Below are 13169 nucleotides of genomic sequence, written 5' to 3'. Positions count from 1 at the left end.
CCTCCAGCGCCGCCGTGCGCCTCAATGCGCATCCTTCGCATCGCCCCAGCCCAGATCCGGCTCAGCGTGATAGTGGATGCCGAGGGCATCCAGATGCGGGTGCAAAGCCCCCATGCGCCGCACGAAGCCGGCGTAGCCGCGTTGTCCAGCCGGACTCCATGCCACCTCGGCCACCGCCGCCAGGCGCGGCCACAGGTGGTCGTCGGCGGCCGCGTCGGTATGCACGAACTCGGTCCACAGCGCTGCTTCGACTCCCACCGCCGTCCTGTATGGCGTCGGGTCGAAGCCGTAGACACGCGCCAGCGGCACGCCCTCGGCGCGGCACCAGTCGGCGCCAGGCTGGCCCGCGTAGTTGCCATGGTCGATGTACAGGTACGAACAGGGCGACAGGATCAACGGATGCCCCTTGGCGACCGCGGCGTCGATGGCATAGCCGTCGTTCCACAACTGCAGCAGCACATCGGGCTTCATGTCGGCCACCGAGCCCTCTTCCCATACGATGGGCGTACGCCCCATCGCTTCCACCATCGCCGCGGTGCGCGCCACGAAACCGGCGTACAGCGGATGCTTGATCTCGTCGCCGCCGATATGGATTTCGCGGGACGGGAAGATCGCCAGCACTTCTTCCAGCACATCGCGGACGAAGGGATACACGACCTCGGGCTTTTCCAGGCAGAACACGCTGAAGCCCACTTCCACGCCCGAGTAGGTGGACAGGTTCGCCACGTCATTGCAGGCCAGCTCGTTGTACGAGGCCAGCGCCGCCTGCACGTGCCCGGGCATGTCGATCTCCGGCACGAGGGTGACGCCGCGCGCCTGCGCGTAGGCCACCAGGTGCTTCAGCTGTTCCTGCGTGTAATAGCCGGCGCGCCCGCCGGCCACCGCGCTGGCGCCGCCGACCTGCACCAGCTTCGGGTACCGCTTGATCTCGACCCGCCAGCCCTGGTCGTCGCTCAGGTGCAGGTGCAGCCGGTTCAACTTGAACAGCGCCATGCGGTCGATGTGTTTTTCCAGGTACTCGACCGGCAGGAAGCTGCGGGCCACGTCCAGCGAGAGGCCGCGCCAGCGGTAGGCCGGCACGTCGGTGATCGCCACGCGCGGCAACCGGTACTCCGGGCTGGCGCTGGCCGGCAGCAGCTGGCGCAGGCTCTGCACCGCGTGCAGCAGGCCGGTATCAGTGCGCGCGCTCAGGTGGATCGCATCATCCACCACCAGCCGGTAGCCCTCATCGCCCAGCGCCGCATCGTCGACCAGCTGCAGCCGCAGGGGCGTGGCCGCGTCGGTCGTGGCGATATGCAGCGTCGCCAGCAGTTCGGCCAGCGCGCGCCCGGCCATGGGCGCGGCGCTCCCGCCTTCCACCGTCACGGCGGCGGAGATCCGCAGCTCACCGGGGTGTGACTCCATCGAGCGCGGCAAGGGCACGATGTGCGCCACCGGCGCTGGCGCATCGGCGGCCATGACCGGCATGCGATGAGCGCATCCGGCGCCCACCACGAGGGCCAGGCAGAGCGACAGGACTTCAAGCTTGAAGAACGGTTTCATCTCGAACGTCGGCCGGCAGTGAGGACATCGGCATTCTGCCGGTGCCGGAGCGGCGCCACCACCCGTGCGGGCGGCAGCCCTTCCCTCCCGCCACCGTCAGTCGGCGCCCTTGACGATGCGGCCGTCCTTGACGATCACGACGAAGTTGCGCGCCGGGTCGGCGATGACCTGCAGGTCCTCCAGCGGATTGCCCTCGACCAGCAGCAGGTCCGCCAGTGCACCTTCCTCGACCACGCCCAGGCGCCCGCCATAGGGACTGCGCAGGCCGGACAATGCCAGCAGCCCGGCGTTGTCATGCGTGACCATCTTCAGTATCTCCGCCGGCGTGAACCATTCGCGCAGGCCGAGGATGAAATCGTTCTGTTCGGCGTTGAGCTCGGGCTCGAACAGGAAGTCGGTGCCCCATGCCATGCGCACTCCAGCGCGTTTGGCCATCGCCCACATGCGCGCCTGCCCTTCGATCACCGGCTTGCGCTTCTCGCGGCGCAGCGGGTCCATGTTCTCCGTGCTCGGGCGCAGGGTCTGGCTCGACAGCCACACGCCGCGGCTGGCCATCAGTTTCAGCGTGTCCTCGTCCAGCAGCTGTCCGTGCTCGACGCATTTCACGCCCGCCTCGATGGCGCGGCGCACCGCGCGCACCGTGTAGGCGTGCACGGTCACGTAGGTACCCCAGTCCTCGGCCGCCTCCACCGCGGCGCGCATCTCGTCCAGCGTGTACTGGGTGACGTCCACCGGGTCGTAGGCCGAGGACGTACCACCACCGGCCATCAGCTTGATCTGGCTCGCGCCCATGCGCAGGTTCTCGCGCACCGCGGTCAGCACCTCGTCGCGCCCGTCGGCGATGAAGGTGGCGCCCATCTCCTCGGCCAATGCCGGCTTGCCGAAAAAGCGGCGCGAGCGCTCCTGCGGTTGGCGCATGTCGCCGTGCCCGGCGGTCTGGCTGATGGTGGCGCCCGCAGGCCAGATGCGTGGGCCGCGCACGCGGCCGGCATCGATCGCCGCCTTCAGTTCGAAGATGGGCCCGCCGACATCGCGCACGCTGGTGAAGCCGCGCAGCAGGGTGCGTTCGGATTCGGCGGCCACCCTGGCAGCCAGCTTTTCCGGCGTGGCGGCCAGGGCCATCATGTCCGCCTGCGACAACGCGGTGAAGGTGCTGTGCCAATGCGCGTCGATCAGCCCCGGCATCAGGGTGCGGCCGCGGCCATCGATCACCCTGGCCGTCCGCACCGGCGTCGCTGCCGCGCCGATGGCGGCGATATGGTTGCCGCGCACCAGCACGTCGGTCGGCGCGCCGAGCGTGCCGCGCGCGGTGTCCAGTACCCGCACCCCGCGGAACAGCAGCTCGCCTTCGTCCGCTGCGCCTTGGGCGGATACGGGTACCGCGAAGCACAGCGCCCACAGCAACGACAGCGGGCGCATCAGCCGGATGACGGACATGACGGTTTCTCCATGAGGTGTGCCGACGCCGCCATCCGGCGGCCGCGCCAGTATAGGCGGCGCCCGGATGGCCGATCGCACCGCCATGCCGGCCGCATCAGCGTTCGGCGAACACCGGTTCCAGCAGCCGGAACGTACCGGCATCCGCGTCCATCTCCACGCGGCCGCCGACCGGCACGATGAACTGCTCGCGGATATGGCCGATCATCGCGCCGCGGTAGGCCGGTATCTTCAGCGGTGCGATGTAGTCGGCGAACAGCTGGTCCAGCGTGAGCGAGCCATAGCCGTCGCCGGGCGTGCAGCTGGTGCATTCGCCGAAGACGAAGCCGGCGATCCTGTCCAGCGCGCCCATCAATTTCAGGGTGCTGAGCATGCGATCGACGCGGTAGGGCGCCTCTTCCACGTCTTCCAGGAACAGGATCTTGCCGGTGAAGTCAGGCAGGTAGGGCGAGCCGGCCAGCGCGGTCAGCACCGTCAGGTTGCCGCCCACCAGTTCGCCGCGCGCCTTGCCGCCAGTGATCGTGCTGGTGCGGTTCCTGCGCGGCACCAGTTCGTCCTCGCTGTCGACCGTGTTCCGGTACTCCATCAGCTCGCGCTTGAAGAACAGGCGCTCGAACTGGTCCACGTTGAAGCGGTTCCAGCTGCCCGAACCGATCGGCCCGTGGAAGGTCACCAGCCCCGTCTTCGCCTGGATCGCGCAATGCAGGGCGGTGATGTCCGAATAGCCGAGCAGCACTTTGGGATTGGCGCGGATGGCCGCGTAGTCCAGCAGCGGCAGCAGGCGTGCCGCGCCGGAACCGCCACGCACGCAGACGATGGCCTTGACCTGCCGATCGGCGAACATGGCGTTCAGATCGCCGGCACGCTCGGCGTCGGTGCCCGCCAGGTGCCCGTAGCGGGAACCGTAATGGGCGCCGGTCTTCACCTTGAAACCCAGCGCCTCCATCGCTTCCCGCGCCAACTGCAGGCTGAGCTGGTCGCTGCTGGCCGACGATGGGCTGACCAGCCCGACCGTATCGCCCTTTGCCAGCGGGAGCGGCAGCAATTGCCCGCTCCGCTGCGCCGCCAGCGCGCCCGTCGCGCCCATCAGGGGCAGCAGGGCTCCCGCCAACGCCGTGCCGCCGATGAATCGCCGCCTGTCCATGCCACCACCTGTCTGGGGAAAGTCCGGCCGAGGGTAGCAACCGGCCCGCCCGCCCGACAGTGCGGCCCGGCGACAGGAAAAACCGGCATCGCGCATCGGAAAAGTGCGTGATTCAAGGCACTGGATGCATTTCGCGATGACGGCACCGCACCGCGCCCATAACCGCGCGGCATGGATGCCGCACGATCTGTCATGGGTTGCGGTGGGTGAGGCGCCAGCGCCCGCATCGGGACAGGGGTGCGGCAGGCCAGCGGCTTTTCATGGCGAAGCCGCCCGAAGAATGAAGCATGGAGGCGCGTCATGAAAAAACGGCAGGACAGCCGTTTTTCACGGCGAAGCCGCCCGAAGGGTGACGCACAGGGATGTGCGTCATGAAAACACGCACACGCCCAATGACTGGCTCTTGGCCCGGTACATGGCGGCGTCCGCGGCGCGCAGGTAGTCGTCGATGGTCGCCAGGCCTGGCCTGCTGCAGACCAGGCCGATGCTCGCACCGCTGGTCACGGTGTGCTCACCGATCCCGTAGGGCACTTCGAGCGCGGCGGCGATCTGCCGGGCGCGGTCGGCCGCCTCGGCGGGGGCAATGGACTCGAGCAGCACGTTGAACTCGTCGCCGCTCATGCGCGCGACCAGGTCCACCGTGCGCACGCAGGATTCGAGCCGGCGCGCCACCTGCTGCAGCAACTGGTCGCCCACATGGTGGCCGAGCGTGTCATTGACGGCCTTGAACCCGTTGAGGTCCAGCAGCAGCACGGCGAACATCGTGGTTCCGCCCCGTGCCGGCACGTCATCGTCCTTCGCGGTCTCGTTCCGGTACAGCGCGATGGCGTGCGCGAGGCGGTCGCGGAACAGCGGCCGGCCCGGCAGGTTGGTCAGGGCGTCGTAGGAACTGCCGCGTTCGGCCAGGTCGCTCAACGAACCGGCCATGCGCACGGCAACGCCGTCCTCGAACTGGGCGACCCCGCGCCAGTTCACCCACACCAGCCGCCCCGCCCCATGGAACGCGCGGAAATCCACCGAGAAATTCGGGCTGTCCCCCGCCAGATGCCTGCGGCAGACGGCCTGCACGCGCTCGCGGTCGTCAGGGTCGACGAGCTGCTGGAGAAAGTGCCAGCCGCCGTCATGCACCAGGTCGGCGCCGCCCAACCCCACGATCGCGCGGAAGCGCTCGGACACGTGCAGCACGTCGGTGCGCAGGTCCCAGTCCCAGATGCCGTCGTTGGACCCGAGCGTAGCGAGCGCATAGCGGTTGTCCGAACGCAGCAGCTCGAGCTCCGTGTTCTTCTCCCGGGTCACGTCGATCATCAGGCCGATCATGCGGTTCGGCCGCCCCGGCTCGACCACAGCGCGGCACAGGTCGCGCACCCACACCACCTTGCCGGACCTGGCGATCAGCCGGTAACTCATTTCGTAGGCGTAGCTGTGCGTCGCGTTGTACGCGGCGTCATCGATGACCAGCGCTTCGGCCAGGTCGTCCGGATGCACGCGCGACCGCCAGAAGCCCGGATCGGACCGCCACTCCTCCACCGTATAGCCGAACAGCCGCTCGACCTGCGGGCTCAGGAAGGTATTACCCACGCCGCGCTCGGCCTCCCAGACCACGCCATCGATGGTCTCCAGCAGACGCAGGAACCGCTGGCGGACCTCCACCAGCACCTGCTCGGTGACCTCGGTGATCTCGATCAGCACGCCCTGCCGGCTGATCACCCGCTCCGCCGCGTCCGTCTCCGGATGGAGCTGCAGGCGCACCCACCGGTAGTCCCCATTGGCGAAGCAAAGCCGGAACACCGGCATGCCCGACCGCAGGGTGCCCACGTCGTCGGGATGCACGAATTCAAGCAGCGAACGACCGAGCGCATCCTCTACCGGATGGCCGGTAAGCCGCTGCCAGGCCGGATTGAGATACGTGATCTCCCACAGCGCATCCGTCTGCACCACCGCCTCGGGCAGCAGTTGCAGCAGGTGGGTGGACGGCGTGGGGATAGAGAACATACGGGGCTATGGTTATCGAAGCATGAATCAGTCGTCCAGCGCCATCTGCGTCAACGGCAATCCCGTCACATTCCCACGGCCATTCGGTTGCGTGGGTTCACGGCCTCGGCCACAGCTCTACGGCCACCTGCGCAAGCGCCAGCGAACGCTCCTGAACCTGCTTGAATTTGAACGACGACATCTGCGCCAGCTTCAAGGTCAACTGGATCGACGATTCCCGGTAGGCCCTCTTCTTGTTGGCGAAGGGATTGTTAGACGCACCGATGTTGAGTGCGCCGGCGAAGATCGTCAGATTGCCGATGCGCGAAACATACCTGGCGTGATGCTGCTCCGCGCGCTCGCCCAGGTATTCCACCCAATCACCGAACTCCTCCCTTGCCCGCTTACTCTTGATCTTCTGCGGAATAACGTGCTCCACGTGTACCGCCTCGCCGCCCAACACCTGCAGTTCGTCGTACTTGCCCAGTGAATGCAGTTCGATCTGCTCAAGGCAGTAACGTGCGCGATCGATGATGTTGGCGGTGAAGTTTGCGGCGGCGAATTCGTCGCGGAATTTCTCGTCCGATGGGGAGGCCTCGCGATAGGCAGCCTTGACTGCGGCTATCGGGCTCATCGGGTCCACCGCACACAACCGTGCGAACAGCGCCTCGGTTTCGTTGGCGCGCTCTTTGCACACATGACGGCGCAGCACGAAGCTTTCGGTCAATTTCAGGACCTCCACGAAGGTCTTTACCGGCGTTCCGCCCACCCGCAGGTGCATCAGGAAACCATAGGTCTGCGCCGACTTGATCATGCGCAGGTGCCGCAGATGGCGGTCGATGCGCTTGTCACCGGCCTTGATGAGCACCAACTCGCCGAAAGCACCAGCGCACTTGACCAGGTTGGCGATGAAATCCTTGAAGTGGATGCTGGCCGACTTCTCGATATCCCGCACGCCGTCCTCGACGACATCGTCCGCGTCGTCGATGCTCTCGCCCTCTTCATCCTCTTCGTCCTCCTCATCGCTGTAGAGATGGCGATCGGGAAGATCCGCAGCCTCGGCCACCCTGTTCATGAAGAGCCATTTGAACTCCGGGACAACCTCCGACTTGGTGACCCGCTGTTTGAGTTCGGAGATCAGGTAGTAACGGAAGAAGGCATCCGAATCCGTACCGTCCAGATGGGCGACCAGCTTGGCCCAGCTGGCCCGGGCCGCCTCCAGCTGCGCCCGGCCAAACCGGGCAGCATTGCCGAGGACGAAATTCTTGATGATGTCAGTAGGGCTGAGTTTCAGGCCACGGTTGTTGATGGTCTCGAACAGCTTGAAAGCATCCTTGGCATCGCCCACGTCCAGACGGATGACCAGCGCCAGGTTCTGCAACTTGTAGAGGAAGCTGCCCAGCTCATCCAGCGGCTGCGCTTCCAGCCAGTCACGCACGATGGCAAACGCCTTGGCAAGACGCACATTGCGGAATTGCCCATCGACTGCGGTGCCGGCGTGTTTGAGCAAGTGCTCGAACTCTTCGGCATCGATGGAGTCCAGCACCACCTTGCGCGCCGCCGGTCCTCCCAGCGCCTTGGCCGTGAGCAGGCGGGACAAATCCGCAACCGCATCCCTTTCCTCCATGCCTTCCAGCCGCTGCCGAATGCATTCCAGCAGGATGGCGATGGTGGTCAAGCGTTGCTGGCCGTCCACCAGCTCCAACTGATTGAGCCCTGCCGTGTGGTGACCAGTGAGGCAGACGATGCTGCCAAGCAGATGCGTATCGCCGGTCTCGGTCAGCGCGATGTCGTCAATCAACTCATTGATCTGACGCTCGCGCCAGGAATAACGTCGCTGGTACGCGGGAATCACGAACTGCTCGTTGGCAGCGGAGAACAACTGGTTGATGGTCAGCGCGTTGGGAGTGATTTTCATTCGGGCTCGGCTTCATCGTCGCACTTGGACAGTCGTGCAACGAAGCCTAGCAGGCCGCGCCGGTCCAGGGCACGGCGCGCATGAAACCCGAATCGTAGCGGCAGGACCTGCCCTGCTGCGTGTCTGCTCCTTGGGGTGACTCTGGCAAAACCCTCATCCCCGGTGCTACACGACCCTGCCTTGCACGGCGCCCGACCGCTCACATGTTGCGCCGATACTCCCCACCCACGTCGTACAGCGCATGACTGATCTGGCCGAGGCTATGGGTTTTCACCGCCTCGATCAGCGCCTCGAACACATTGCGGCGCTCGCGTGCGGTGCGCTGCAGGTAGGCCAGGCCGTGGCCATCGTGGATCCCGTCCTCGTTCGAGGCGCCTCCCACTTCATGACTGTGCGAGGTCTCGCCAGCCGGCGCCAATGCGTTGCGGTTGCGCTGCCAGTTGTGCACGTTCTCGATCTGCTGCCCCTTCTCCTCCTCGGTCGAACGGATCAACTCGATCTCGGTGGCGACCTCGCCGGCATGCTCCTTCGGCAGGAACATGTTGACGCCCACCAGCGGCAGGCTGCCGTCGTGTTTCTTGTGTTCGTAGTACAGGCTTTCTTCCTGGATCTTGCCGCGCTGGTACATGGTGTCCATCGCGCCGAGCACGCCGCCGCGCTCGCTGATCGCCTCGAACTCCTTGTACACGGCCTCTTCGACGATGTCGGTGAGCTTGTCGACGATGAAGCTGCCCTGCCACGGGTTCTCGCAGAAGTTCAGCCCCAGCTCCTTGTTGATGATCATCTGGATCGCCACCGCGCGGCGCACGCTTTCCTCGGTCGGCGTGGTGATGGCCTCGTCGTAGGCGTTGGTATGCAGGCTGTTGCAGTTGTCGAACAGCGCATACAGTGCCTGCAGCGTGGTGCGGATGTCGTTGAACTGGATTTCCTGGGCGTGCAGCGAGCGGCCCGAGGTCTGGATGTGGTACTTCATCATCTGGCTGCGTTCGTTGGCGCCGTAGCGCTCGCGCATGGCGCGTGCCCAGATGCGGCGGGCGACGCGGCCGATGACGGTGTATTCCGGGTCCATGCCGTTGGAGAAGAAGAACGACAGGTTGGGCGCGAAGTCGTCGATCTTCATCCCGCGCGCCAGGTAGTACTCGACGATGGTGAAACCGTTGGACAGGGTGAAGGCCAGCTGGCTGATCGGGTTCGCGCCGGCTTCGGCGATGTGGTAGCCGGAGATCGATACCGAGTAGAAGTTGCGCACGCCGTGATCGACGAAGTACTGCTGGATGTCGCCCATCATGCGCAGCGCGAACTCGGTGGAGAAGATGCAGGTGTTCTGCGCCTGGTCTTCCTTGAGGATGTCGGCCTGTACGGTGCCGCGCACGGTGGACAGCGTTTCGGCCTTGATCCGTGCGTAGGTGTCGGCGCCCACCAGCTGGTCACCGGTGACGCCCAGCAGGCCCAGGCCGAGGCCGTTGTTGGTCGGCGGCAGCTCGCCGTGATACTGCGGGCGGGCGCGGCCGGCGAACATCGCCGCGATCTTCTTCTCGGCCTCGGCCCAGCGCGCCGGGTCTTCCTTCAGGTACTTCTCCACCTGCTGGTCGACGGCGGTGTTCATGAACATCGCCAGGATCATCGGCGCCGGGCCGTTGATGGTCATCGACACCGATGTGGTCGGCGCGCACAGGTCGAAGCCGGAGTACAGCTTCTTCATGTCGTCCAGCGTGGGGACGTTGACGCCGGAGTTGCCGATCTTGCCGTAGATGTCCGGGCGCGGCGCCGGGTCCTCGCCATACAGCGTGACGCTGTCGAAGGCGGTGGACAGGCGCGCCGCCGGCTGGCCGACGCTCAGGTAATGGAAACGGCGGTTGGTGCGCTCGGGCGTTCCCTCGCCGGCGAACATGCGGATCGGGTCCTCGCCGCTGCGGCGGTACGGATACACGCCGCCGGTGTACGGGTACGAGCCCGGCAGGTTCTCCTTCTGCAGGAACACCAGCAGCTCGCCCCAGCTGCGGTAAGTGGGCGCGGCGATCTTGGGAATGAGCTGGTGGCTGAGCGACTCGCGGTAGTTCTCAACGCGGATGGTCTTGCCGCGCACCTGGTATTCATTGACATCGTCGGTGATCGACTTCAGCCGCGCCGGCCATTCGCGCAGCAGGCGCAGGGCTTCGGAGTCGAGGGACTGCACGGCGTCGTTGTAGCGCTGGCGCAGGGTGCGCAGGCTGGTGTCGCTGGAACTGTCGGTCAGCGCATCGGCCGGGTACAGGTCCAGCGCGGCCGGCAGCACGGCGTCGCCCAGTTCCTTCAGCGCCTGCCAGCAGCCCTGCGCGCGCTCGGCGACGTCGGCCTGCGACTCGATGCGGGCATTGATCGAACGGCCCTGCTCGGCGATCTCGGCCAGGTAGCGCACGCGGCTGCCGGGAATCAGCACGGTGGCGCGCGGCTCCTTCAGCGTGGTGTCGATGGCCGGGACGAGATCGCAGTGTCCTCCGGCTTCCCCATTCCCTGCCCCCCGCTTGCCGCGCAGCAGCCGGCACAGGTTGGCGAACATCCAGCTGATGCCAGGATCGTTGAACTGCGAGGCAATGGTCGGGTAGACCGGCACGTCCTCGTCCTTCATCGCGAACGCCACGCGGTTGCGCTTCCACTGCTTGCGCACGTCGCGCAGCGCGTCCTCGGCGCCGCGCTTGTCGAACTTGTTGAGCACCACCAGCTCGGCGTAGTCGAGCATGTCGATTTTTTCCAGCTGGCTCGGCGCGCCGAAATCGCTGGTCATCACGTACATCGGGAAGTCGACCAGGTCGACGATCTCCGAATCGCTCTGGCCGATGCCGGCGGTCTCGACGATCACCAGGTCGTAGGCCAGCGACTTGAGGAAGCCGATGCAGTCGCGCAGCACGGTGTTGATCGCCGCATGCTGGCGGCGGGTGGCCATCGAGCGCATGTACACGCGCGGGCTGCGCAGCGAATTCATGCGGATGCGGTCGCCCAGCAGCGCGCCACCAGTACGGCGGCGGGTCGGGTCGACCGAGACCACCGCGATGCGCATCTGCGGGAAGCTGGCCAGGAAACGGTTGAGCAGTTCGTCGGTGACGCTGGACTTGCCGGCGCCGCCGGTGCCGGTGATGCCAATCACCGGGGTCCTGCCGCCGGCCAGCTGCCACTGCCTGCGCAGGTGCGCCAGTTCGGCCTCACCGAAGGCGCCGTCCTCCAGCCGCGACAGCATGCGGCCGATGGCGATCTCGTCGCCGATGCCGGGGACGCCGTCGTCGTCCGTCGCCGGCGCCGCGTCGCGGGCCTGCCCGGCGCGCGCCACCACGTCCTCGATCATCTCCACCAGCCCCATCTTCATGCCGTCGTTGGGGTGGTAGATGCGCTCGACGCCGTAGTCCTGCAGCTCGCGGATTTCCTCCGGGGTGATGGTGCCGCCACCGCCGCCGAACACGCGGATATGGCCGGCGCCGCGTTCGCGCAGCATGTCCACCATGTACTTGAAGTACTCCACATGGCCGCCCTGGTAGGACGACAGTGCGATGGCGTCGGCATCTTCCTGCAGCGCCGCGCGCACCACATCCTCCACCGAGCGGTTGTGGCCCAGGTGGATGACCTCCGCGCCCTGCGCCTGGATCAACCGGCGCATGATGTTGATGGCCGCATCGTGGCCGTCGAACAGACTGGCGGCGGTGACGAAGCGCAGCGGGCTGGTCTCCGGCTGCGTCTGCGGGAGGTGGGGGGCAGGAGTACTCATGGGCCGTACGACATCTCGGTTTCTGTTGAAACCGATGATAGGGCCGAGGACCGCGCAGGTCAGGTTGCAGCGCAGCGTGACCCGGTCCCGCGGCGCTCCCCTGCCCGGCGACCGCGCCCCCTCGCCGGACTGGCGGCTGCGTGAACGTCCGCCGACCGCCGAATGCATTAGAATGGCCGCCACGCGACCCCGTCACCCCAACGACGAAGTCGCATTTTTGTTTTCTGGCCCGCCAGTTGCCTGCAGGATCACGGACGTTGTCGCAGTAACGCCCATCGGAGCTTCCATGCTTTTCGAAACCCTCGCCACTTCCGGCCACGAACAGGTCGTGTTCTGCCACAACCGCGATGCCGGCCTGAAGGCGATCATCGCCGTCCACAACACCACCCTCGGCCCTGCCCTGGGCGGCGTGCGCATGCGTCCCTATGCCAACAGCGACGACGCCCTGCGCGACGTGCTGCGGCTGAGCCGCACCATGACCTACAAGAACGCGCTGGCCGGGCTGAACGTCGGCGGCGGCAAGGCGGTGATCATCGGCGACCCGCGCACGGACAAGAGCGAGGTGCTGTTCCGCGCCTTCGGCCGCCAAGTCGAGGCGCTGGGCGGGCGTTACATCACCGCCGAGGACGTGGGCAGCGATGTCAACGACATGGAGCAGATCTACCTGGAGACCGGCTATGTCACCGGCGTGCACCAGGTCCATGGCGGCTCGGGCGATCCGGCTCCGTTCACCGCCTACGGCGCGCTGCAGGCGCTGATGGCCGCGATCAACCGCAAGTTCGGCCACGAGGAAGTGGGCAAGGTCAGCATCGCCGTGCAGGGCCTGGGCCACATCGGCATGGAACTGGTGAAGCTGCTGCGCGAGCGCGGCGCCAAGCTGTACGTGACCGACCTCGATCCGGTACTGGTACAGCGCGCCGTCACCGAGTACGGCTGCGAGGCGGTCAAGCCCGACGCCATCTACGACGTGGCCGCCGACGTGTTCGCGCCCTGCGCGATGGAAGGCGCCATCGGCATGGAGACGCTGGACCGGCTCAAGGCCAAGGTCATCTGCGGCACCGCCAACAACCAGCTGGCCAGCCATGCGGTGGGCGACGAGCTGTACAAGCGCGGCGTGCTGTGGGCGCCGGACTACGCGGTCAACGCCGGCGGCGTGATGAACGTTTCGCTGGAGATCGACGGCTACAACCGCGAGCGCGCCATGCGCCTGATCCGCAGCATCTACCACAACCTCGGCCGCATCTTCGATCAGTCAGAGCGCGACGGCATCTCGCCGCAGCGCGCGGCCGACCGCATCGCCGAAGCCCGCATCGAGTCGATCGGCAAGCTGAAGCTGCCGCTGGGCCGCGCCGCGCCGCGCATGAGCCGCCTGCGCGGCGAGTAAGCGCGGCATCCCGGAACCCAAAAAAGGCGGGCGACCA

The 13169-nt window shown here is 66.5% G+C and carries 7 protein-coding genes; 1 reads left to right on the top strand and 6 read right to left on the bottom strand.

Translation table 11 applies throughout. The features are described from left to right. Positions 1 to 21: 21 nt before the first annotated feature. From AC1DGW_RS01700 to AC1DGW_RS01675, 6 genes are all read right to left on the bottom strand, one after another. Complete coding sequence (locus AC1DGW_RS01700) at positions 22 to 1542, bottom strand: beta-N-acetylhexosaminidase (protein WP_478018950.1); 1521 nt, start codon at positions 1540 to 1542, stop codon at positions 22 to 24. A gap of 96 nt (positions 1543 to 1638) precedes the next feature. Then, the gene (locus tag AC1DGW_RS01695; protein WP_478018949.1) at positions 1639 to 2979 is read right to left on the bottom strand and encodes a metal-dependent hydrolase family protein; all 1341 of its coding nucleotides are present in this window, start codon (positions 2977 to 2979) and stop codon (positions 1639 to 1641) included. Positions 2980 to 3076: 97 nt separating this feature from the next. Then, complete coding sequence (locus AC1DGW_RS01690; protein ID WP_478018948.1) at positions 3077 to 4123, bottom strand: S66 peptidase family protein; 1047 nt, start codon at positions 4121 to 4123, stop codon at positions 3077 to 3079. Between the two features lie 369 nt (positions 4124 to 4492). Then, positions 4493 to 6115: a PAS domain-containing protein gene (locus AC1DGW_RS01685; protein ID WP_478018947.1), complete on the bottom strand. Its 1623-nt coding sequence runs from the start codon at positions 6113 to 6115 to the stop codon at positions 4493 to 4495. Between the two features lie 97 nt (positions 6116 to 6212). Beyond that, positions 6213 to 8012, bottom strand: coding sequence for a DUF262 domain-containing protein (locus tag AC1DGW_RS01680; RefSeq protein ID WP_478018946.1), 1800 nt, complete (start codon positions 8010 to 8012; stop codon positions 6213 to 6215). 199 nt (positions 8013 to 8211) lie between these two features. Continuing rightward, positions 8212 to 11748, bottom strand: coding sequence for a methylmalonyl-CoA mutase family protein (locus AC1DGW_RS01675; protein WP_478018945.1), 3537 nt, complete (start codon positions 11746 to 11748; stop codon positions 8212 to 8214). Positions 11749 to 12034: 286 nt separating this feature from the next. On the opposite strand from AC1DGW_RS01675, the gene AC1DGW_RS01670 reads away from it, so the two are divergent. Continuing rightward, the gene (locus tag AC1DGW_RS01670) at positions 12035 to 13132 is read left to right on the top strand and encodes a Glu/Leu/Phe/Val dehydrogenase dimerization domain-containing protein (RefSeq protein ID WP_478018944.1); all 1098 of its coding nucleotides are present in this window, start codon (positions 12035 to 12037) and stop codon (positions 13130 to 13132) included. Positions 13133 to 13169 lie beyond the last annotated feature (37 nt).

Source organism: Stenotrophomonas sp. 05N423, from assembly GCF_056397145.1.
Note: the sequence above shows the minus strand (reverse complement) of the source record. Positions and strands in the feature narration are given on the sequence as shown.

Coding starts and splice junctions, on each gene's coding strand:
- AC1DGW_RS01700 (WP_478018950.1), bottom strand. CDS start 1,542: ATGAAACCGTTCTTCAAGCTTGAAGTCCTGTCGCTCTGCCTGGCCCTC.
- AC1DGW_RS01670 (WP_478018944.1), top strand. CDS start 12,035: ATGCTTTTCGAAACCCTCGCCACTTCCGGCCACGAACAGGTCGTGTTC.
- AC1DGW_RS01685 (WP_478018947.1), bottom strand. CDS start 6,115: ATGTTCTCTATCCCCACGCCGTCCACCCACCTGCTGCAACTGCTGCCC.
- AC1DGW_RS01690 (WP_478018948.1), bottom strand. CDS start 4,123: ATGGACAGGCGGCGATTCATCGGCGGCACGGCGTTGGCGGGAGCCCTG.
- AC1DGW_RS01695 (WP_478018949.1), bottom strand. CDS start 2,979: ATGTCCGTCATCCGGCTGATGCGCCCGCTGTCGTTGCTGTGGGCGCTG.
- AC1DGW_RS01675 (WP_478018945.1), bottom strand. CDS start 11,748: ATGAGTACTCCTGCCCCCCACCTCCCGCAGACGCAGCCGGAGACCAGC.
- AC1DGW_RS01680 (WP_478018946.1), bottom strand. CDS start 8,012: ATGAAAATCACTCCCAACGCGCTGACCATCAACCAGTTGTTCTCCGCT.